Below are 20,685 nucleotides of genomic sequence, written 5' to 3' on the forward strand. Positions count from 1 at the left end.
ACAGAGGTAGCAATTTTGTTTACCTATCCTTCGGCCGGCGCCTGCGCCCGGGTGTCACCGTCTCGCGCACAGCCCCAGGCGCAGCGGGGCTGCCGCGTTACCGCCGGGGGCGATGGAACGCACTGTCTACCGACCGGCTGTTGCGGCTGGGCGCGCCGGGGCTGGCTCGCTATAATCGCGCATTTCCCTGACGCCAGATGCCGAGACCATGACCGAGTCCGTCCTCGACTATATGAGCCGCCTTGGCCGCGATGCCCGCGCCGCCTCGCGGTTGCTCGCGCGCGCCGCCACCGCGCAGAAGAACCGCGCCCTGCTGGCCGCGGCCGATGCGCTGGACGCCGCCCGCGCGGAGTTGTCCCACGCCAACGAGCAGGACCTCGCCGCCGGCCGCGCCAATGGCCTGGAGCCGGCGATGCTGGACCGCCTGGCGCTGACCCCGGCGCGCATCGACGACATGATCGAGGGCCTGCGCCAGGTCGCCACGCTGCCCGACCCGATCGGCGAGATCCGCGACATGCGCTACGTGCCCTCGGGCATCCAGATCGGCAAGATGCGCGTGCCGCTGGGCGTGGTCGGGATCATCTACGAGTCGCGGCCGAACGTGACCATCGACGCCGCCAGCCTGTGCCTGAAGTCCGGCAACGCGACCATCCTGCGCGGCGGCTCCGAGGCGATCCACTCCAACCAGGCGATCGCCCGCTGCATCCAGCAGGGCCTGGCCGAGGCCGGCCTGCCGGCCGCCGCCGTGCAGGTGGTGGAAACCACCGACCGCGCCGCGGTCGGCGCGCTGATCAGCATGCCCGAATACGTCGACGTGATCGTCCCGCGCGGCGGCAAGGGCCTGATCGAGCGCATCAGCCGCGAGGCCAAGGTGCCGGTGATCAAGCACCTGGACGGCATCTGCCACGTCTACATCGATGTCGCCGCCGACCTGGACAAGGCGATTCGCGTCGCCGACAACGCCAAGACCCAGCGCTACGCGCCGTGCAACACCATGGAGACGCTGCTGGTACATGCCGGTATCGCCGAGCGGGTGCTGCCGCCGCTGGCCACGATCTACCGCGAGAAGGGCGTGGAACTGCGCGGCGACGCCGCGACCCGTGCGCTGCTCGGCGCAGACGTGCTGGAGGCTACCGAGGAGGACTGGCGTACCGAGTACAACGCGCCGATCCTGTCGATCCGCATCGTCGACGGGCTGGACGCGGCGATCGAGCACATCAACACCTACGGCTCGCAGCACACCGACGCGATCATTACCGAGAACTTCAGCGATGCGCGGCGTTTCCTCGCCGAAGTGGATTCCGCTTCGGTGATGGTCAACGCCTCGACCCGCTTCGCCGACGGCTTCGAGTACGGCCTCGGCGCCGAGATCGGGATTTCCACCGACAAGCTGCACGCCCGCGGCCCGGTCGGCCTGGAAGGCCTGACCAGCGAGAAGTACGTCGTCTTCGGCGACGGTCACGTGCGCACCTGATGGGCAAACGTATCGGCCTGTTCGGCGGCACTTTCGACCCCGTGCATATCGGACATATGCGCAGCGCCGTGGAAATGGCCGAGCAGTTCGCCCTCGACGAACTGCGCCTGCTGCCCAATGCGCGGCCGCCGCACCGGGAAACCCCGCAGGTGTCGGCCGCGCAGCGGTTGGCGATGGTCGAGCGGGCGGTGGCGGGAGTCGAGCGATTGACGGTCGATCCCCGCGAACTGCAGCGCGACAAGCCGTCCTACACCATCGACACCCTGGAGTCGGTGCGGGCGGAGCTGGCGGCCGACGACCAGTTGTTCATGCTGATCGGCTGGGATGCCTTCTGCGGCTTGCCGACGTGGCACCGCTGGGAGGCGTTGCTGGATCACTGCCACATCGTCGTGTTGCAGCGTCCGGATGCCGACAGCGAGCCGCCGGAGTCGCTGCGCGACCTGCTGGCGGCGCGGAGCGTGGCCGACCCGCAGGCCCTGAAAGGGCCGGGCGGACAGATCACCTTCGTCTGGCAGACGCCGCTGGCGGTGTCCGCCACCCAGATCCGCGCGCTGCTGGGTGCCGGGCGCTCCGTGCGTTTCCTGGTGCCGGACGCGGTATTGAACTACATCGAGGCGCACCACCTGTATCGTGCGCCACACTGATAAAGAAACAGAGACCGACTCAATGCAAACCGAACAACTCGTCCAAGTGGCCATCGATGCCCTGGAAGACCTCAAGGCCCAGGACATCGTGACCCTCGATGTGCGGGACAAGACCAGCGTCACCGACTACATGGTGATCGCCTGCGGCAGTTCCAGCCGCCAGGTCAAGTCGCTGGCCGACAACGTCCTGACCAAGGCCAAGGAAAACGGCGTCAAGCCCCTGGGCAGCGAAGGCCTGGAGTCCGGCGAATGGGCGCTGCTCGACCTGGGCGACGTGGTGGTCCACGTGATGCTCCCGGCGACCCGCCAGTTCTACGACCTGGAGCGCCTGTGGCAGGGCGCCGAGCAGAGCCGCGCCCAGCACCAGCCGGAAGAGTGACGCCGGCATGCGGTTGCGCCTGATCGCGGTTGGCTCGCGCATGCCTCGCTGGGTCGAGGAAGGCTGGCAGGAATACGTCAAGCGCCTGCCGGCCGAGCTGTCCCTCGAACTGGTGGAGATCCCGCTCAACACCCGCGGCAAGAACGCCGACGTGGCGCGCCTGATCCGTCAGGAAGGCGAGGCCATGCTGGCGCGCGTCCAGCCGGGGGAACGGGTGGTGACCCTGGAGGTCGAAGGTCGGCCCTGGAGCACCGAGCAACTGGCTCGCGAACTGGATCGCTGGCGTCTCGACGCACGCACCGTGAATCTCATGGTCGGCGGCCCGGAAGGGCTGGCGCCGGAGGTCTGCGCGCGCAGCGAGCAGCGCTGGTCGCTGTCGCCGTTGACGCTGCCGCACCCGTTGGTGCGGATCCTGGTCGGCGAGCAGATCTACCGGGCCTGGACCGTATTGTCCGGGCACCCCTACCACAAATAGTCCCCAGTCCCGATGCCGCAGCCGATCCACCTGAAAGACCACGAGAAAGACGCCCGCCTGGTGCGTCGGCGCGTCATCGTCGGGGCGGTGGCGGTGGTCTTGCTGACCCTGGTGCTGGTGGCGCGCATGTACCACCTGCAGGTGACCCAGTACGAGTACCATTCGACGCTGTCGGAGAACAACCGGGTCCATGTGCAGCCGATCCCGCCGACCCGCGGGATCATCTTCGACCGCAACGGCGTGATCATCGCCGACAACCGGCCGAGCTTCAGCCTGACCATCACCCGCGAACGCACCGAGGACCTGCAGAAGACCCTCGACACGCTGGTGGAGATCCTCGGCCTGACCGAGGACGACCGGGCCATCTTCGAGAAGCGCATGAAGCAGGGGCGGCGTCCGTTCGAGCCGGTTCCCATCATGTTCGAACTCAACGAGGAACAGATCGCCCGCATCGCGGTGAACCAGTTCCGCCTGCCGGGCGTCGACGTGGCGACCCAGTTCGTCCGCCACTACCCGCTGAAGGAGCACTTCGCCCATTCGGTCGGGTACGTCGGGCGGATCAACGAGCAGGAACTGAAGAACCTCGACCCGATCAACTACAGCGGCACCCACCATATCGGCAAGACCGGCATCGAGCGCTTCTACGAGAGCGAGTTGCACGGCACGGTTGGCTACGAGGAAGTCGAGACCAACGCCCGCGGGCGGGTGCTGCGGGTGCTCAAGCGCACCGACCCGATTCCCGGCAAGGACATCGTCCTGAGCATCGACAGCCGCCTGCAGGAGGCCGCCGAGAACGCCCTGGCCGGGCGGCGGGGCGCCATCGTGGCGATCCAGCCGTCCACCGGCGACGTGCTGGCGATGGTCAGCCAGCCGAGCTACGACCCCAACCTGTTCGTCACCGGCATCAGCTTCAAGGCCTATGCCGAGCTGCGTGACTCCATCGACCGGCCGCTGTACAACCGCGTCCTGCGCGGGCTCTATCCGCCGGGCTCGACGGTGAAGCCGGCGGTGGCGCTGGCCGGCCTCGACGCCGGGGTGGTCACGCCGACCTCGCGGGTCTTCGACCCCGGCTACTACCAGTTGCCCAACTACGACCACAAGTACCGTAACTGGAACCGCTACGGCGATGGCTGGGTGAGCCTGGAGTCGGCGATCTACCGGTCCAACGACACCTATTTCTACGACCTCGCGCACAAGCTGGGGATCGACCGCCTGCACGCCTTCATGAGCCGCTTCGGCTTCGGCCAGAAAGTCGCCCTGGACATGTTCGGCGAAGCCGACGGGCTGATGCCCTCGCGCGAATGGAAGCGCAAGACCCGCCGCCAGGTCTGGTACCCGGGCGAGACCCTGATCCTCGGCATCGGCCAGGGCTACATGCAGGCGACGCCGATCCAACTGGCGCAGATGACCGCGCTGCTGGCCAACAAGGGCCACTGGATCCGCCCGCACCTGGCCAAGACCATCGACGGCCAGCCGCCGGTCGACCCCGACCCGATGCCCGACATCGTGCTGCGCGACCCGGCCAACTGGGACCGCGTCGACTACGGCATGCAGCAGGTGGTGCATGGCGCCCGCGGCACGGCGCGCAAGGTCGGCGCCACCTCGGCCTACCTGATCGCCGGCAAGAGCGGTACCGCCCAGGTGGTGGCGATCAAGCAGAACGAGCGCTACGACCGCTCCAAGCTGCTCGAGCGGCACCGCGACCACGCCCTGTTCGTCGGCTTCGCGCCGGCCAACAACCCGCAGATCGCGGTGGCGGTGATGGTGGAGAACGGCGAGTCCGGCTCCGGCGTCGCCGCCCCGGTGGTCAAGCAGGTGATGGACGCCTGGCTGCTCGACGAGCACGGCAAGCTCAAGGCCGAATACGCGGAACCCGTCGCGCCGCTCGCGGCGGCGGTGGCCAAGCCCGAACCCACGGCAGCCGAGCCGGAGGCGCCCGCCCTTGAACAGTAACTTCGACCGCACCCTGTCCAACGAAGACGTGATGCGCCGGCGCGCCAGCCTGTTGCAGCGCCTGCACATCGACGGGATTCTCCTGCTGCTGTTGCTGATCCTCGGCGCCACCGGCCTGTTCGTCCTCTATTCGGCGAGCGGCAAGAGCTGGGACATGCTGATGAAGCAGGCCACCTCGTTCGGCCTGGGACTGGGCATGATGGTGGTGATCGCCCAGATCGAGCCGCGCTTCATGGCCCGCTGGGTGCCGCTGGGCTACCTGGTGGGGGTCGCGCTGCTGGTGGTGGTCGACGTGATCGGCCACGACGCCAAGGGGGCGACGCGCTGGATCAACATCCCCGGGGTGATCCGCTTCCAGCCCTCGGAGTTCATGAAGCTGCTGATGCCGATGACGGTGGCCTGGTACCTGTCCAAGCGCAACCTGCCGCCGGGGCTCAAGCACATGGTGATCAGCCTGGCGATCATCATCACCCCGTTCGTGCTGATCCTGAAACAACCCGACCTCGGCACCGCCATGCTGATCCTCGCTTCCGGCGGCTTCGTGCTGTTCGTCGGCGGCCTGCGCTGGCGCTGGATCGTCGGCGCGGTGTCGGCGGCGGTGCCGATCGCCGTGGCGATGTGGTTCTTCATCATGCACGACTACCAGAAACAGCGGGTGCTGACCTTCCTCGACCCGGAAAGCGACCCGCTGGGCACCGGCTGGAACATCATCCAGTCTAAGGCGGCCATCGGTTCCGGCGGGGTATTCGGCAAGGGCTGGCTGCTGGGCACCCAGTCGCACCTGGATTTTTTGCCGGAAAGCCACACCGACTTTATCATTGCGGTCCTCGGCGAGGAGTTCGGCCTGGTCGGCGTCTGCCTGCTGCTGGTGCTCTACCTGCTGCTGATCAGTCGTGGCCTGGTGATCACCGCCCAGGCGCAGACGCTCTACGGCAAACTGCTGGCCGGTGGCATCACCATGACGTTTTTCGTTTATGTCTTCGTGAATATCGGTATGGTGAGCGGGTTGTTGCCGGTGGTGGGGGTACCGCTGCCTTTCATTAGTTATGGCGGAACTTCGCTGGTTACCCTGTTGTCAGGGTTCGGGGTTCTGATGTCGATCCATACCCATCGGAAGTGGATCGCCCAGGTTTGAGACCAAGAGTGAAGAACGCAATGCAAGTACTGCGTACATGGGCGGCCAGGGGCGTCCAATGGGTCGGCGTAGCCGGCGTCATTGGCCTGTCCGGGGCGGCCCAGGCGGGGGACTACGACGGCTCGCCGCAAGTGGCCGAGTTCGTCAGCGAAATGACCCGCGACTACGGCTTCGCCGGAGAGCAGCTGATGGGGCTGTTCCGCGACGTGAACCGCAAGCAGTCGATCCTCGATGCGATCTCGCGCCCGGCCGAGCGGGTCAAGCAGTGGAAGGAATACCGGCCGATCTTCATCAGCGACGCGCGCATCAGTCGTGGCGTCGACTTCTGGAACAAGCATGCCGAAGACCTGGCGCGGGCGGAGAAGGAATACGGCGTGCCGGCCGAGATCATCGTCTCGATCATCGGCGTGGAAACCTTCTTCGGCCGCAACACCGGCAGCTACCGGGTGATGGACGCGCTGTCCACCCTCGGCTTCGACTACCCGCCGCGAGCCGACTTCTTCCGCAAGGAGTTGCGCGAGTTCCTCCTGCTCGCCCGCGAACAGCAGGTCGACCCGCTCAGCCTGACCGGCTCCTACGCCGGCGCCATGGGCCTGCCGCAATTCATGCCGAGCAGCTTCCGCGCCTACGCGGTGGACTTCGACGGCGATGGCCACATCAATATCTGGAGCGACCCGACCGACGCCATCGGTAGCGTCGCCAGCTACTTCAAGCAGCACGGCTGGGTCACCGGCGAGCCGGTGGTCTCGGTGGCCGAGATCAACGACGAGAGCGCCGAGAGCGCGGTGACCAGGGGCGTCGACCCGACCATGAGCCTGGGCGAGCTGCGTGCCCGCGGCTGGCGCACCCACGATGCGCTGCGCGACGACCAGAAGGTCACGGCGATGCGTTTCGTCGGCGACAAGGGCATCGAGTATTGGGTCGGTTTGCCGAACTTCTACGTGATCACCCGCTATAATCGCAGCGCCATGTATGCCATGGCGGTTTATCAGCTGGCGGGCGAGATTGCCCGCGCGCGAGGTGCCCATTGAGCAAGCGTGTCCGCTCCTCCCTGATCCTGCCCGCCGTCTGCGGCCTCGGGCTGGCGGCCGTGCTGTTGAGCAGTTGCTCCAGCAAGGCGCCCCAGCAGCCGGCCAGGCAGGCGGGCATTTCCGGGCCGGGCGACTATTCCCGTCCGCATCGCGACGGCGCCCCCTGGTGGGACGTCGACGTGTCGCGGATCCCCGATGCGGTACCGATGCCGCACAACGGTTCGGTGAAGGCCAACCCCTACACCGTGCTGGGCAAGACCTACTACCCGATGAACGATGCGCGGGCCTACCGGATGGTCGGCACCGCGTCCTGGTACGGCACCAAGTTCCACGGCCAGGCCACCGCCAACGGCGAGACCTACGACCTCTACGGCATGACCGCCGCGCACAAGACCCTGCCGTTGCCGAGCTATGTGCGGGTGACCAACCTGGACAACGGCAAGAGCGTGATCGTCCGCGTCAACGACCGCGGCCCGTTCTATTCCGACCGGGTCATCGACCTGTCCTTCGCCGCGGCGAAGAAGCTCGGCTATGCCGAGACCGGCACCGCGCGGGTCAAGGTCGAAGGCATCGACCCGGTGCAGTGGTGGGCCCAGCGCGGCCGGCCGGCACCGATGGTCCTGGCGCAGCCCAAGCAGGCGGTGGCCCAGGCCGCTCCCGCCGCGGCGCAGACGCAGGCGGTGGCGATGGCCCAGCCGATCGAGACCTACACTCCGCCGCCGGCGCAGCACGCGGCCGCCGTGCTGCCGGTGCAGATCGACTCAAAAAAAAACGCTTCATTACCAGCCGATGGCCTGTATCTCCAGGTGGGCGCCTTCGCCAACCCGGATGCGGCGGAGCTGCTGAAGGCCAAGCTGAGCGGCGTGACGGCTGCGCCGGTGTTTATCAGCTCGGTCGTGCGCAACCAGCAGATTCTGCACCGGGTGCGGCTGGGACCGATCGGTTCGGCGGACGAGGTTAGCCGCACCCAGGACAGCATCCGCGTGGCCAACCTTGGCCAGCCGACGCTGGTACGCCCCGACTGAGCGCCTACTCACGCAGGGAATTCCCGCAAGGGATTGTTTGACCATTGGTAGAACCAGAGAGACGGATGAACATCACCACTATCGCGAAACGCTTGTCACTGCTTGTCCTGTTCATCGCCCCTACGGCTGGCTGGGCTGCTGAATCCATGGTTCCGGCGCCGCCGCAACTGGCCGCCAAGTCGTACGTCCTGATGGACGGCGAGAGCGGCCAGGTTCTGGTCGAGAACAACGGCGACCAGCGCCTGCCGCCGGCCAGCCTGACCAAACTGATGACCGCCTACATCGCCACCAAGGAGATCGAGGCCGGCCGCATCGGCGAGAACGACCTGGTCACCGTCAGCGAACATGCCTGGCGCACCGGCGGTTCGCGGATGTTCATCAAGGTCGGCAGCCAGGTATCGGTGAGCGACCTGCTGCATGGCATCATCATCCAGTCCGGCAACGACGCCAGCGTCGCCCTGGCCGAGCATATCGCCGGCAGCGAAGACGCCTTCGCCGACATGATGAACACCACCGCGCAGAAGCTGGGCCTGACCAACTCCCACTTCATGGACGCCACCGGCCTGCCCAACCCGGACCACTATTCCTCCGCCCGCGACATGGCGGTGCTGGCCCGCGCGATCATCTACGGCGAGCCGAGCCACTACGCGATCTACGCGCAGAAGGAATTCCTCTGGAACAACATCAAGCAGCCGAACCGCAACCTGCTGCTGTGGCGCGACAAGACCGTCGACGGCCTGAAGACCGGCCACACCGACGAAGCCGGCTACTGCCTGGTAGCTTCCGCGGTACGCGACGGCCAGCGCATGATCGCCGTGGTGTTCGGCACCAACAGCGAGCAGGCCCGCGCCGCCGAGACCCAGAAGCTGCTGACCTATGGCTTCCGCTTCTTCGAAAGCCGCAACTTCTACAAGAAGGGCACCGAGCTGACCAAGGGCCTGGTCTGGAAGGGTTCCGAGCATGAAGTGAAAGCCGGCCTCGCCGAAGACCTGACCATGACCCTGCCGCGCGGCCAGATGCAGAAGCTGCAGGCCAGCATGGTCCTGGAGCCGCAACTGATGGCGCCGATCCAGCAGGGCCAGGTGATCGGCAAGGTGGAAGTGAAGCTGGACGACAAGGTCATCCGCAGCGCCGACCTGGTCGCCCTCAACGCCGTCGAGGAGGGTGGTTTCTTCCGCCGCCTGTGGGATAGCATCCGCCTGTTCTTCTACGGTTTGTTCAACTGACCGACCGGCGCCCGCCCGCTCACGAGGCCAGCGGGCGCCCGTCCCCGCGGACCACGGGTCCGCCGCCGCCATGACCGATACCCCTGACGTTCAACCCCCGAAAATCGAATTCCCCTGCGAGCGTTATCCGATCAAGGTGATCGGCGACGCCGGCGAAGGTTTCTCCGACCTGGTCGTGGAAATCATCCAGCGCCACGCGCCGGATCTCGACGTCGAGACCCTGGTGGTCCGTGACAGCAGCAAGGGGCGATTCCTCTCGGTGCAGGTGCTGATCACCGCCACCGATGTCGACCAACTGCAAGCCATCCATAACGACCTGCGCGCGACCGGACGCGTGCACATGGTGCTCTGATGGGACTCGAGCTGGGCTTCCGTGAGCTCGGCGAGGTTCCCTACGAACCGACCTGGCATGCCATGCAGCGCTTCGTTGCCGAACGCGACAAATCGGTAATGGACGAAGCCTGGCTGTTGCAGCACCCTGCGGTCTTCACCCAGGGGCAGGCCGGCAAGGCGGAGCATGTGCTGTTCCCCGGCGACATCCCGGTGATCCAGGTAGATCGCGGCGGCCAGGTGACCTACCACGGCCCCGGCCAGTTGGTCACCTACCTGCTGCTCGATGTCCGCCGCCTGGGACTGGGCGTGCGCGAGCTGGTCAGCCGGATCGAGCAGAGCCTGATCGGCCTGCTGGCGTCCTATGACGTGCAGGCCGTGGCCAAGCCGGACGCGCCGGGTGTCTACGTCGACGGGGCGAAGATCGCCTCCCTCGGCCTGCGCATCCGCAACGGCTGTTCCTTCCATGGCCTGGCGCTGAACCTGGACATGGACCTGCGACCGTTCCAACGAATCAATCCCTGCGGCTACGCCGGGATGCCCATGACCCAACTGCGCGACCTGGTTGGGCCGGTGGATTTTGCCGAGGTGTGTACCCGATTGCGCGCTGAGCTCGTCTCACGCCTTGGCTACGCTGAACAGAAGACCCTTACGGGCGGGATCGAACTGACATGAGCACTGTTGTGGAGAAGTCCGGAGAAGCCAAGCCGGGCAAGGTGGAAGTCGGCGTGAAGCTGCGCGGCGCGGAAAAGGTCGCGCGGATTCCGGTGAAGATCATCCCCACCGAGGAACTGCCGAAGAAACCCGACTGGATCCGCGTGCGCATCCCGGTTTCCCCCGAGGTCGACCGCATCAAGCAACTGCTGCGCAAGCACAAGCTGCACAGCGTCTGCGAAGAGGCGTCCTGCCCGAACCTGGGCGAGTGCTTCTCCGGCGGCACCGCGACCTTCATGATCATGGGCGATATCTGCACCCGACGCTGCCCGTTCTGCGACGTCGGTCATGGCCGGCCGAAGCCGCTGGACGTCGACGAGCCGACCAACCTGGCCATCGCCATCGCCGACCTGCGGCTGAAGTACGTGGTGATCACCTCGGTGGACCGCGACGATCTGCGCGACGGCGGCGCCCAGCACTTCGCCGACTGCCTGCGCGAGATCCGCAAGCTGTCGCCGGGGATCCAGCTGGAAACCCTGGTGCCTGACTATCGCGGTCGCATGGACATCGCCCTGGAGATCACCGCCAACGAGCCGCCGGACGTGTTCAACCACAACCTGGAGACGGTGCCGCGCCTGTACCGCTCCTCGCGGCCGGGCTCGGACTTCGAGTGGTCGCTGGACCTGCTGCAGAAGTTCAAGCAGATGGTTCCGCACGTACCGACCAAGTCCGGGCTGATGCTCGGCCTGGGCGAGACCGACGACGAGGTCATCGAGGTCATGCAGCGGATGCGCGAGCACGACATCGACATGCTGACTCTCGGCCAGTACCTGCAGCCGTCGCGCAACCACCTGCCGGTGCAGCGCTTCGTGCATCCGGACACCTTCGCCTGGTTCGCCGAGGAAGGCGAGAAGATGGGCTTCAAGAACGTCGCGTCCGGTCCGCTGGTGCGTTCGTCCTACCATGCCGACCAGCAGGCGCACGGCAACAAGATCGGCTGATCGACGCCGCGCCAATGCCTTCCGACGCCGCGTCCCTGCACAGGGACGCGGCGTTTTTCATTGGGCAGCCACCAAGCCTCTTCGGACGTAGGACGAACAACCGCTTGCGGTTATCCGCCGGCGCGTAGGTGAGTGCCGTTTGCGCTCATCCCTGCGCGGTAACGAAGCGACTGCGCTGGCCGAGCTGCCGCACCGCCTCGATCAGTGCATCGGCCGCCAGGCTGGGTTGGCGCGAGAAGGCGTAGAAACGCGCCTCCGGCAGCGTCGGAAAACCCTGTTCCGGGCCCAGTTCGCGCAGCCCCTCGCGCATCTGGCTGCGCGCCACCACCGTCACGGCGAAACCGGCCAGCGCGGCGGACAGGCAGCCGGCCATGCTGGCGCTCTCGAACACCAGGCACCAGGGACGCGCAGCGGCGCCGAGGGCTGTGATTGCCGCTTCGCGGTAGACGCAGGGTTCGGGGAACAGCGCCAGCGGCAGCGGTTCGCCCACGGGCAGCTCGATCGCGGTCGCCGCGGCCCAGACCAGCGGTTCCTCCCAGAGCAGTTCGCCGTCGTCTCCGACCCGCCGGCACTGCTTGCCGAACACCACGTCGGTGCGCCCCTGGGCCTGCTGGCGGAGCAGGTCGGTGGTGATACCGACCTTGAGTTCGATGGATGCTTCGGGGTGCCAGCGGCGAAAGCGTTGCAGGACGCGTGGCAGCCAGGCGCTGGCGAAGTCCTCCGAAGCGCCGATGCGCAGGCGGTCGCGGATCGGCGTGCCGTGCAGCCTGGCGCGGGCCTCGCGCTCCAGCTCGACGATGTTGCGGGCATAGGCGTAGAGCGTCTCGCCCGCCTGGGTCAGCTCCAGGCGGCGGGTGGTGCGGCTGAGCAGGCTGACGCCGGCTGTCTGTTCCAGGCGCTTGATATGCCCGCTGACTGCGGAGGGGGTGAGCGCGAGATTGTCCGCGGCGAGGGCGAAACCGCCGCTGTCGACCACTTCGAGAAAGGTACGCAACAACACGATATCCAGGGATTGGGAGGTGGGGACGGCAAGCTCCATGAGGTCTTCCATTCATCTCGTTTCATGAATAGTAGACGCTAACTATTCATGAATCACCCTTGGCAAGCGTCCTAGGATGTCCCTTCTTTCTCTTGGAGAGGTCCGATGAGCCGCTATGCCTTCGTTTCCACCGATGTCCTGGATATCGCCTACCTGGAGTGGAATCCGCAGGGAGCGCGCAGCGCCGTCTTGTTGCACGGTTGGCCGGACAGCCCGCATGCCTGGAAAGACCTGGCGGAGTCCCTGGCGGACGCCGGCTATCGGGTGCTGGCACCAGCCCTCCGGGGATTCGCCCCGACCCGCTTCCGCGATGCGTCTACTCCGCGCAGCGGGCAACTGGCGGCTCTGGCTTGCGATCTGCTGGCATTCGTCGACAGCCTGGCATTGCAACGTCCCCTGCTGGTCGGCCATGACTGGGGGGCTCGCGCGGTGGCCAGTGCCTGCGGACTGCGCGAGGGCGTAGCCTCGCACCTAGTGATGCTCTCGGTGGGGTACGCCAGCAACGATCCGCAGCAAGTTCTTTCCCTGCCGCAGGCCCGTAGCTTCTGGTACCAGTGGTTCATGGCTACGCCACGCGGAGAGCGCGCGCTGCGCGAGGAGGGCGAGGCGTTCGCCCGGCAGATGTGGGACACCTGGTCGCCGCCGGGATGGTATGCCGAGCGCGATTTCCAGGAGGCCGCCCAGGCCTTCTCCGGGCCGGACTGGGTCGCCGTGGTGCTGCACTATTACCGGCATCGCTGGGGCTTCGTCGCGGGGGAGCCGCGCTACGGGTCGGCGGAACAGCGCTTGCTCCCGGCACCGCGCCTGGCGCTGCCGACCCTGGTGCTGCACGGCGGCGCGGATGCCTGCACCCACCCCGACGGCTCCCGCGGACGCGAGCACTACTTCAGCGGGCGCTACCAGCGGCTGGTGCTGGAGAGCGTCGGCCATTTTCCGCAGCGCGAGGCGGCCGCCCAGGTGGCGGACGCTATCCTGCGGTTCTGCGCGGATGACTAGGTCCTGGACACCGCAGCGGCGGATAACGCCCATGGCGCTATCCGCCCTACGAACCGGTGTGCCGCGAGCGGTCGCGGCGGACGTGGGGTCGTAAGCTCCGCCGGCAGCCCTATGGCGTCCGCAGGCGGTCGAGCAGCGCCGGGGTCGGATAGCCGTCCGCCGGCCAGCCGAACTCCTGCTGGCAGGCGCGGATCGCCTTGCGCGTATTGGCGCCGATGATGCCATCCACCGCGCCCGGATCGTGTCCGCGGGCGGCCAGTTGCCGTTGCAGCTCGATGCGCTGCGAGCGGCTCAGCGGAACATCCTCCAGCGGCCAGGCGCCGACTATCCGGCCGCCGCCCTTGAAGCTGTCGGCGAGCAGGCCGACGGCCAGGGCGTAGGCGCTGGAGTTGTTGTACTTGAGGATGGCGCGGAAGTTGTGCAGCACCAGGAAGGCCGGGCCGCGGTGCCCGGCCGGCAGCAGCAGCGAGGCCTGTTCGCCGGAGAGTCCGGAGGGCAGGGGGCCGCCGTTGACGCCTTGTACGCCCATCCCTTGCCATTCGCCCAGGGGCTTGCGGATGGTGAGTTCCGCCAGGGAATAGTCGAAGCCTGCCGGCAGGCGGACTTCGAAACCCCAGGGTTGTCCGGCGATCCAGCCGGAGGCTTTCAGGTAGTTGGCGGTGGAGGCCAGGGCGTCGCCGGGCGAGCCCCAGATGTCACGCTTGCCGTCGCCGTCGAAGTCCACGGCATACTGGTTGTAGGTGGTCGGGATGAACTGGGTCTGGCCCATGGCGCCGGCCCAGGAGCCGATCATGAAGGAGGCCGGAACGTCGCCGTGCTGGAGAATCTTCAGGGCGGCGAGCAACTGGGCGTGGGCGAATTCCGGGCGGCGTCCTTCATAGGCGAGGGTCGCCAGGGAGCGGATCACGTTCTTGTTGCCCATGTGCGAACCGTAGTTGCTCTCCATGCCCCAGATCGCCACCACCGCATCCGCATCCACCGCATAGCGCGCGTCGACTTCGCCGAGGATGCGCGCATGCTGCGCCAGGCGCGCCTGGCCCTGGCGAACGCGCAGCGGATCGAGGGCGCCTTCCAGGTACTTCCATACCGGTCGGGTGAATTCCGGCTGGCTGCGGTCTGCTTCGACCACGGCGGGATCGGGCTGGACGCCGGCGAAGGCGCGATCGAAGGTCTGCGCATCGATTCCACCGGCCAGCGCCTGTTGACGGAAGGCGTCGCGCCACTGTTCGAAGCTTTGCCCAGGCTGGGCCTCGTTCGGCGCGCCAGCGGGCACCGAGGCGGCCGGGCCGGCGCCGGAGAAGGGCGCCTTGGTCTGCTGGGGAGCGGCAGGCTGGTTGTATTCGACTGTCGGATTCTTCTGCGCGCACGCGCTGGAGAGGCCAAGCCCCATGGCGACGACGGTGCTGCCCAGCAGCCCGCTCACCTTCAGCAGGGCGGATCGTTCGGGGTTACGCATTGCTCTCCTCAGCAGGGTCCTCGGGACGGGCCACCTTAGCACGCCGGCCAGGACGCGTCTGCCGTCGTTGGACGCGCCGGCGGGGCCCCGGGTTCGTCAATGTGGTTCCATCGGCGCGGTGGATATCGTTCGCCATATGTTCGGTCACTGTCGGGCGGCCAATGGTTTCGTCCGTATCGCTCCGCCGCCTGTCGAAGCCTCGCGGCGCACCCGAGTCGGGATCGGCGACGGGGCGCGCGGCATGCTCGAGGCCTTCGACTTCTTCTTCCTGGCCTTCGTTCTGCGCGACATGGCTACCCGCTTCGGCGTCGGCATCGAACGCCCGAGCCTGGTTCGTGCGCTGTAATGGCCAGAGGGTTGCCAGTCGGCCGCGCGGGATGTCGAGGCCGCGGATCATGATGGAGGAACCATTGGCTTTTCGCCCAACCCGATGGGGCCAGGGCTTGCGCGCCGACGATAGTGTGCCCATGGGCGGCAGGCTGGCGGTGGGGTTGGTCTTGTCGACGGGCTTCGGGCGGGGTAGGCGGGGCGCGTGGGTGAGGAGGGCGTTGCGGGAGGATGGACCAGCGGCTGTTTCAGGCCGCCATAACGAAAGAAGCCTCCCAGTTACGGGAGGCTTCGCGGCGGTAGCTGCCTTTGCCTTTCTTCGCCTGTTCCTGGCGGCTGCGGAACAGTGGCTGGGCGACCAGGGATTTGGCCTTGTTCGGCCGCTTGCTTTTCTTTGCCATGGCATAGGTCCTCGAAGGTGATCGGGCTGGCGCTCGCCAGCGCGCGCATCATCTGCCTGTCGCCGCGGATTGTCCAGTGCCGGTTGCGCCTTCAGGCTGCCGGCAGGCCGAGGCGCTGGCCGGCGAGGCTCAGGGCGAGAAGCGAGAGACCGCTCCAGGGGCTGCCGGGTGCCTGTCCCTTGATCTGCGCGTCGATCAACTGGGCATCCCTCAGCATCTGGTTCCAGCGGCTGCTGGAGTGGCGTTGCAGGGCACGGGTCAGCAGCGGACGGCGCTTGTCCCAGACCGGCGGACGCGCCTGGGCGAAGGCTTTCTCCAGCGGGATGCCCTGGCCGTATTGCTGGGACAGGCCAGCCAGCAGGCGGATCTCGCGGGCCAGGCCCCAGAGGATCACCGGCGGCTCGATGCCTTCGCCGCGCAGTCCTTCCAGGATGCGCAGGGCGTGGGCCGCTTCACCGCCAAGGGCAGCGTCGATCAGGCCGAAGACATCGAAGCGTGCGCTGTCGGCGACCGCGGCCTGTACGGTGGCGGCGTCGATCTGGTTGCCCTCGGCGAGCAGCTTGAGCTTTTCGATTTCCTGGGCGGCGGCAAGCAGGTTGCCTTCCACGCGCGCGGCGATCAGCTCCAGGGCTTCGGGGCTGGCGGACAGGCCGGCCTGGGACAGGCGCTGGCGAATCCACTGCGGCAACTGGTGGACGTCGACCGGCCAGACCTGGATGAACTGCGCGGCGTTGCCATCGATCAGGGCCTTGGCCCACTTGGTCTTCTGCGTGCTGCCATCGAGCTTGGGCAGACTGAGCAGGAGCACGGTGTCTTCCGGCGGCCGTTGCAGGTATTCCTGGAGAATCGCCGCGCCTTTGTCGCCGGGCTTGCCGGAGGGCAGGCGCAGTTCGATCAGGCGCTTCTCGGCGAACAGCGACAGGCTGGCGCCGGCCTCCAGCAGCAAGCCCCAATCGAAGTTGGCTTCGGCATTGAATACCTGGCGCTCGCCGAAGTCGCGCTCGCGGCAGGCCTGGCGAATGGCATCGCAGGCTTCCTGGCAGAGCAGCGGTTCATCGCCGCTGACGACATAGACGGGCGCCAGGGGGCCCTGGAGGTGCTTGGCGAGTTGCGCGGGAGTCAGCTTCATAGGAGAAGACGGGGCCGGCGAAACCGGCCCCGGGGCATCACGGGGTGGGGAACTCGATCGGCGACTGCTGCGGCTCGGCGGCGCGGCGCTGGCGCTCCGCCTCGTCGGCGGCGCGCAGGGCTTCGGCTTCCGCCTTGGCCTTGGCTTCTGCCTGGCGCTGGGCTTCGTCGAGTTGCGCCGGGGTCAGCGCCTGGAGGCGCATGGACAACTGCTGGATCAGGTCGCGCCGCATCTCGCTGCGCAGCTGCGCGGCTTCCTGGTCGGAACCGATCAGGTTGTTTTCGTCGTGCACGTAGACCTTCTGCACCTGTACCTGGTTGCTCATCAGGACCAGGTCGTTGGCGCCGACGATCTCGTAGTTGATCGTGTTGGTCAGCTCGAACTCCGCGCCGCGCGCGGAACCGGTGTAGCTGACGGTGCGCTGCTGGTTGTCCTCGCGGACCAGCACCAGGTGGTAGGGCGCGTTGCTGGTGACCTTCACGCCGCTGTTTTCCAGGGTTTCCTTCAGTTCGCGCACGGTCGGGCCGTAGGCGTTGCGCGCGGACACGTCGATTTCCTTGAGCGCGAATTGCGCATCGCCCAGGCCGCGCAGTTGGAAGCCGCAGGCGGCCAGCAGGGTGGTCATACCGATCAGCGCGGCGCTGGTCAGGATACGTTTCATCAAGCTTCCCTCACTCCTGTTGATCAGCGCCCCCGGATGGCCGGGGGCGTCCAATGGAATCGCGTATCAGTTGGCGACGATGTTGACCAGTTTGCCCGGTACCACGATGACCTTGCGGATGCTCAGGCCTTCGGTGAAACGCAGCACGTTCTCGTTGGCGCGCGCGGCGGCCTCGACATCCTCGCGGCTGGCGCTGGCGGCCACGTCGATGTGTCCGCGCAGCTTGCCGTTGACCTGCACCACCAGTTGCAGGGTGTCCTGCACCAGTGCGCTCTCGTCGACGCTCGGCCAGCGCGCATCGATCACCGCTTCGGCATGGCCGAGCTGGCCCCAGAGCACGTGGCAGATGTGCGGAGTGATGGGCGCCAGCAGCAGGACCACGGTTTCCAGGCCTTCCTGGATCAGGGCGCGGTCCTGGGCGTCCTGGTTCGGCGCCTTCTCCAGCACGTTCATCAGGGTCATCACCGCGGCGATGGCGGTGTTGAACTTGTGGTGCTGGCCGACATCCTGGCTGGCCTGCCTGATCGCCAGGTGGATGGCGCGGCGGACCTGCTTCTGCGCGTCGCTCAGGGCGGCGACGTCCAGCGCGCCGGGGAGGCCGGCGCTGACGTGGGCGTGAGCCAGGCGCCAGACGCGGCGGAGGAAGCGGTTGGCGCCCTCGACGCCGGCGTCCGACCACTCCAGGCTCATGTCCGGCGGCGAGGCGAACATCATGAACAGGCGGCAGGTATCGGCACCGTACTGGTCGATCATCGATTGCGGGTCGACGCCGTTGTTCTTCGACTTCGACATCTTCTCGGTGCCGCCGATCTCGACCGGCTGGCCGTCGCTCTTCAGGCGCGCGCCGACGACCTTGGCCTTGGCGTCACGCTCGACCTCGACGTCGGCCGGGTTGAACCAGTCCTTGCCGCCGTTGGCGGTGGTCCGGTAGTAGGTATCGGCGACCACCATGCCCTGGGTCAGCAGGTTCTTGAACGGTTCGTCGCTGCCGACCAGGCCTTCGTCGCGCATCAGCTTGTGGAAGAAGCGCGCATAGAGCAGGTGCAGGATGGCGTGCTCGATGCCGCCGATGTACTGGTCGACCGGCAGCCAGTAGTCGGCCGCCTTCCTGTCCAGCATGCCGCCTTCGAACTGCGGGCAGGCGTAGCGGGCGAAATACCAGGACGACTCGACGAAGGTGTCCATGGTGTCGGTTTCGCGCTTGGCCGGCTGGCCGCATTTCGGGCAGTTGCATTCGTAGAATTCCGGCATCTTCGCCAGCGGCGAACCGGAGCCGTCCGGTACCACGTCTTCCGGCAGCACCACCGGCAACTGGTCGGCCGGCACCGGGACGTCGCCGCAAGCCTCGCAGTGGATGATCGGGATCGGGCAGCCCCAGTAGCGCTGGCGGCTGATGCCCCAGTCGCGCAGGCGGAACTGGGTGCGCGCCTGGCCCAGGCCCTTGGCCTCGAGGTCGGCGCCGATGGCGTCGAAGGCGGCCTGGTAGCCGAGGTTGTCGTACTTGCCGGAGTTGACGGTGAGCACGGACTCGTCCTTGGCGCCGTACCACTCCTTCCAGACGCTGGACTCGAAGTCGTTGTCGCCCTCGACCTTGGCGATCACCTGGCGGATCGGCAGGCCGTACTTGTTGGCGAACTCGAAGTCGCGCTCGTCATGGCCGGGCACCGCCATCACCGCGCCTTCGCCGTAGTTCATCAGCACGTAGTTGGCGACCCATACCGGCAGCTTGTCGCCGGTCAGCGGGTGTTCGACGAACAGGGAAGTGGCCATGCCTTTCTTCTCCTGGGTGGCGATGTCGGCCTCGGCGACGCCGCCGCGCTTGCATTCGTCGATGAACGCCTGCAACTGCGGGTCGTTCTGCGCTGCCTGGGTGGCCAGCGGGTGTTCGGCGGCGACGGCGACGTAGGTGGCGCCCATCAGGGTGTCCGGACGGGTGGTGAACACCTTCAGTTGGCCGGCGTGGCCGATGGAGGCCTGGTCGTAGGGGAAGCCGATCTCCATCCCGCGCGACTTGCCGATCCAGTTGCGCTGCATGGTCTTCACCTGCTCCGGCCAGCCGGGCAGGTTGTCGAGGCTCTCCAGCAGTTCCTCGGCGTAGGCGGTGATCTTGAAGTAGTACATCGGGATCTCGCGCTTCTCGATCAGCGCGCCGGAGCGCCAGCCGCGCCCGTCGATCACCTGCTCGTTGGCGAGTACGGTCTGGTCGACCGGATCCCAATTGACCGTGCCGTTCTTGCGGTAGATCACCCCTTTTTCGAACAGGCGGGTGAACAGCCACTGCTCCCAGCGGTAGTAGTCCGGCTTGCAGGTGGTGACCTCGCGGCTCCAGTCGATCGCCAGGCCGAGGCTGTCCAGCTGCGACTTCATGTAGGCGATGTTGTCGTAGGTCCAGGCCGCCGGGGCGACGTTGTTCTTCATCGCGGCGTTTTCCGCCGGCATGCCGAACGCGTCCCAGCCCATCGGCTGCAGCACGTTGCGGCCCTGCATGCGGTGGTAGCGGCTGATCACGTCGCCGATGGTGTAGTTGCGCACGTGGCCCATGTGCAGCTTGCCGCTCGGATACGGGAACATCGACAGGCAGTAGAACTTCTCCTTGTCGGGTAGCTCCCTGACGAGGAAGGACTGGTGTTCTTTCCAGTAGTTCTGGGCCTGGGTTTCGATCTCGAGTGGCTGATATTGCTCGTGCATGGCGCTACTTAGACGTGACTGTTCGAAAGCCTCGTAGCATACATGACCCCCACTCCTGTCGATAGCCCGCGCCGTTTGTCGCCGGGGGCGGTTCAGCCGAACGGGAACGCTAAGCTTGCCCTATGGGCCGTCGATGGCTGGCTGCCCAGTGGTACCTTCAGAGGTGTTCGATGGCTGAGCTGCAACGCGCGAGTGTGACGGGAGGTGGGCTGTACGAGAGGCTGCTGCAGCGTCTCGCCCTGGCTCTGGATGAAGCGGATACGGCCGAGCGCCTGCGTGACGAGCATCCCACGGAGCTTGAGTTGCGTGGTTTGAGCGAAGCGGAGATGGGGCTGATACGCGCCTATCTCGACCAGGACCTGCACTGGTTGCGCGGCTGGCATGCGGCCGCCGAGGAGCTGGCGCTGCTCGAGCGCCAGCCCGGCAGGACACCCCGGCCGCCCCGGCCGCAACCGCCGGCGCCCCGTCGCCACGTCTCGTTGAAACAGCGGCAACTGCTCTGTGCGCTCTGCGGTGCGCCGGTGCAGTGGAGCAAGGGGCATGGCGTGTTGCCGTGCGGCCATTGCGGCTCGCAACTGTTCCGTTCGGGCAACGGCCGCTAGGGTCTCTTTCCGGGAAGTTTCGCCAGGCGTCGCGCAATCCTTTAGATTGCCTCTTCCGA

Annotated in this window: 21 protein-coding genes; 15 read left to right on the forward strand and 6 right to left on the reverse strand. The window is 66.9% G+C overall.

What is annotated here, in order from left to right; translation table 11 throughout:
• The first annotated feature begins 208 nt into the window (after positions 1 to 208).
• The 12 genes from ACYAF3_RS16215 (at position 209) to lipA (ending at position 11,327) form a co-directional block, all read left to right on the forward strand.
• Positions 209 to 1,474 carry a glutamate-5-semialdehyde dehydrogenase gene (locus tag ACYAF3_RS16215; RefSeq protein WP_003114089.1) on the forward strand — a complete coding sequence of 422 codons (1,266 nt, stop codon included), beginning with the start codon at positions 209 to 211 and terminating at the stop codon, positions 1,472 to 1,474.
• On the forward strand, positions 1,474 to 2,118 hold the full coding sequence (gene nadD / locus ACYAF3_RS16220; RefSeq protein WP_003093199.1) for a nicotinate-nucleotide adenylyltransferase: 645 nt from the start codon (positions 1,474 to 1,476) through the stop codon (positions 2,116 to 2,118). The genes ACYAF3_RS16215 and nadD overlap by 1 nt, the downstream gene beginning before the upstream one ends.
• Before the next feature lie 22 nt (positions 2,119 to 2,140).
• The gene (rsfS, locus tag ACYAF3_RS16225; protein ID WP_003100305.1) at positions 2,141 to 2,497 is read left to right on the forward strand and encodes a ribosome silencing factor; all 357 of its coding nucleotides are present in this window, start codon (positions 2,141 to 2,143) and stop codon (positions 2,495 to 2,497) included.
• Positions 2,498 to 2,504: 7 nt separating this feature from the next.
• Complete coding sequence (gene rlmH, locus ACYAF3_RS16230; RefSeq protein ID WP_003093193.1) at positions 2,505 to 2,972, forward strand: 23S rRNA (pseudouridine(1915)-N(3))-methyltransferase RlmH; 468 nt, start codon at positions 2,505 to 2,507, stop codon at positions 2,970 to 2,972.
• Positions 2,973 to 2,984: 12 nt separating this feature from the next.
• On the forward strand, positions 2,985 to 4,925 hold the full coding sequence (gene mrdA, locus ACYAF3_RS16235; protein ID WP_003093191.1) for a penicillin-binding protein 2: 1,941 nt from the start codon (positions 2,985 to 2,987) through the stop codon (positions 4,923 to 4,925).
• Between the two features lie 31 nt (positions 4,926 to 4,956).
• Complete coding sequence (gene rodA / locus ACYAF3_RS16240; protein WP_003114090.1) at positions 4,957 to 6,060, forward strand: rod shape-determining protein RodA; 1,104 nt, start codon at positions 4,957 to 4,959, stop codon at positions 6,058 to 6,060.
• An 8-nt stretch (positions 6,061 to 6,068) separates the two neighbouring features.
• A complete protein-coding gene (gene mltB, locus ACYAF3_RS16245) occupies positions 6,069 to 7,091 on the forward strand; it encodes a lytic murein transglycosylase B (protein ID WP_003132500.1) in 1,023 nt (340 codons plus the stop codon).
• Positions 7,088 to 8,116, forward strand: a complete 1,029-nt coding sequence (rlpA, locus tag ACYAF3_RS16250; RefSeq protein ID WP_003100310.1) for a septal ring lytic transglycosylase RlpA — start codon at positions 7,088 to 7,090, stop codon at positions 8,114 to 8,116. The genes mltB and rlpA overlap by 4 nt, the downstream gene beginning before the upstream one ends.
• 65 nt (positions 8,117 to 8,181) lie before the next feature.
• Positions 8,182 to 9,342 carry a D-alanyl-D-alanine carboxypeptidase family protein gene (locus ACYAF3_RS16255; RefSeq protein ID WP_003093182.1) on the forward strand — a complete coding sequence of 387 codons (1,161 nt, stop codon included), beginning with the start codon at positions 8,182 to 8,184 and terminating at the stop codon, positions 9,340 to 9,342.
• 70 nt (positions 9,343 to 9,412) lie between these two features.
• Positions 9,413 to 9,694 carry a DUF493 domain-containing protein gene (locus ACYAF3_RS16260; RefSeq protein WP_003100311.1) on the forward strand — a complete coding sequence of 94 codons (282 nt, stop codon included), beginning with the start codon at positions 9,413 to 9,415 and terminating at the stop codon, positions 9,692 to 9,694.
• Positions 9,694 to 10,347 (forward strand): lipoyl(octanoyl) transferase LipB, encoded by a 654-nt coding sequence (gene lipB, locus ACYAF3_RS16265; protein WP_003093177.1) that lies wholly within the window; start codon positions 9,694 to 9,696, stop codon positions 10,345 to 10,347. The genes ACYAF3_RS16260 and lipB overlap by 1 nt, the downstream gene beginning before the upstream one ends.
• Positions 10,344 to 11,327, forward strand: a complete 984-nt coding sequence (lipA, locus tag ACYAF3_RS16270) for a lipoyl synthase (protein ID WP_003119196.1) — start codon at positions 10,344 to 10,346, stop codon at positions 11,325 to 11,327. Before lipB ends, lipA begins: the two co-directional genes overlap by 4 nt.
• Positions 11,328 to 11,472: 145 nt before the next feature.
• Here lipA and ACYAF3_RS16275 read toward each other — a convergent pair whose 3' ends face one another.
• Positions 11,473 to 12,366: a LysR family transcriptional regulator gene (locus ACYAF3_RS16275; RefSeq protein WP_016253010.1), complete on the reverse strand. Its 894-nt coding sequence runs from the start codon at positions 12,364 to 12,366 to the stop codon at positions 11,473 to 11,475.
• Positions 12,367 to 12,471: 105 nt separating this feature from the next.
• On the opposite strand from ACYAF3_RS16275, the gene ACYAF3_RS16280 reads away from it, so the two are divergent.
• Positions 12,472 to 13,362 carry an alpha/beta fold hydrolase gene (locus ACYAF3_RS16280; RefSeq protein ID WP_033971255.1) on the forward strand — a complete coding sequence of 297 codons (891 nt, stop codon included), beginning with the start codon at positions 12,472 to 12,474 and terminating at the stop codon, positions 13,360 to 13,362.
• Positions 13,363 to 13,471: 109 nt separating this feature from the next.
• Here the strand turns inward: ACYAF3_RS16280 and ACYAF3_RS16285 are convergent, their stop codons facing one another.
• On the reverse strand, positions 13,472 to 14,818 hold the full coding sequence (locus ACYAF3_RS16285; protein ID WP_003100318.1) for a lytic murein transglycosylase: 1,347 nt from the start codon (positions 14,816 to 14,818) through the stop codon (positions 13,472 to 13,474).
• Between the two features lie 136 nt (positions 14,819 to 14,954).
• Here ACYAF3_RS16285 and ACYAF3_RS16290 point away from each other — a divergent pair, with 136 nt between their 5' ends.
• Positions 14,955 to 15,164 carry a hypothetical protein gene (locus ACYAF3_RS16290; RefSeq protein ID WP_021205373.1) on the forward strand — a complete coding sequence of 70 codons (210 nt, stop codon included), beginning with the start codon at positions 14,955 to 14,957 and terminating at the stop codon, positions 15,162 to 15,164.
• A 229-nt stretch (positions 15,165 to 15,393) separates the two neighbouring features.
• Here the strand turns inward: ACYAF3_RS16290 and arfA are convergent, their stop codons facing one another.
• From arfA to leuS, 4 genes are all read right to left on the reverse strand, one after another.
• Positions 15,394 to 15,546 carry an alternative ribosome-rescue factor A gene (arfA, locus tag ACYAF3_RS16295; protein WP_003093169.1) on the reverse strand — a complete coding sequence of 51 codons (153 nt, stop codon included), beginning with the start codon at positions 15,544 to 15,546 and terminating at the stop codon, positions 15,394 to 15,396.
• Positions 15,547 to 15,637: 91 nt separating this feature from the next.
• Positions 15,638 to 16,675, reverse strand: coding sequence for a DNA polymerase III subunit delta (gene holA / locus ACYAF3_RS16300; RefSeq protein WP_003093168.1), 1,038 nt, complete (start codon positions 16,673 to 16,675; stop codon positions 15,638 to 15,640).
• 37 nt (positions 16,676 to 16,712) lie between these two features.
• Positions 16,713 to 17,336 (reverse strand): LPS-assembly lipoprotein LptE, encoded by a 624-nt coding sequence (locus ACYAF3_RS16305; RefSeq protein ID WP_003100322.1) that lies wholly within the window; start codon positions 17,334 to 17,336, stop codon positions 16,713 to 16,715.
• A 66-nt stretch (positions 17,337 to 17,402) separates the two neighbouring features.
• Positions 17,403 to 20,024 (reverse strand): leucine--tRNA ligase, encoded by a 2,622-nt coding sequence (gene leuS / locus ACYAF3_RS16310; protein WP_003100324.1) that lies wholly within the window; start codon positions 20,022 to 20,024, stop codon positions 17,403 to 17,405.
• A 170-nt stretch (positions 20,025 to 20,194) separates the two neighbouring features.
• Here leuS and ACYAF3_RS16315 point away from each other — a divergent pair, with 170 nt between their 5' ends.
• Complete coding sequence (locus ACYAF3_RS16315; protein WP_003114329.1) at positions 20,195 to 20,626, forward strand: hypothetical protein; 432 nt, start codon at positions 20,195 to 20,197, stop codon at positions 20,624 to 20,626.
• Positions 20,627 to 20,685 lie beyond the last annotated feature (59 nt).

It is taken from the genome of Pseudomonas sp. TZ252, assembly GCF_056110345.1.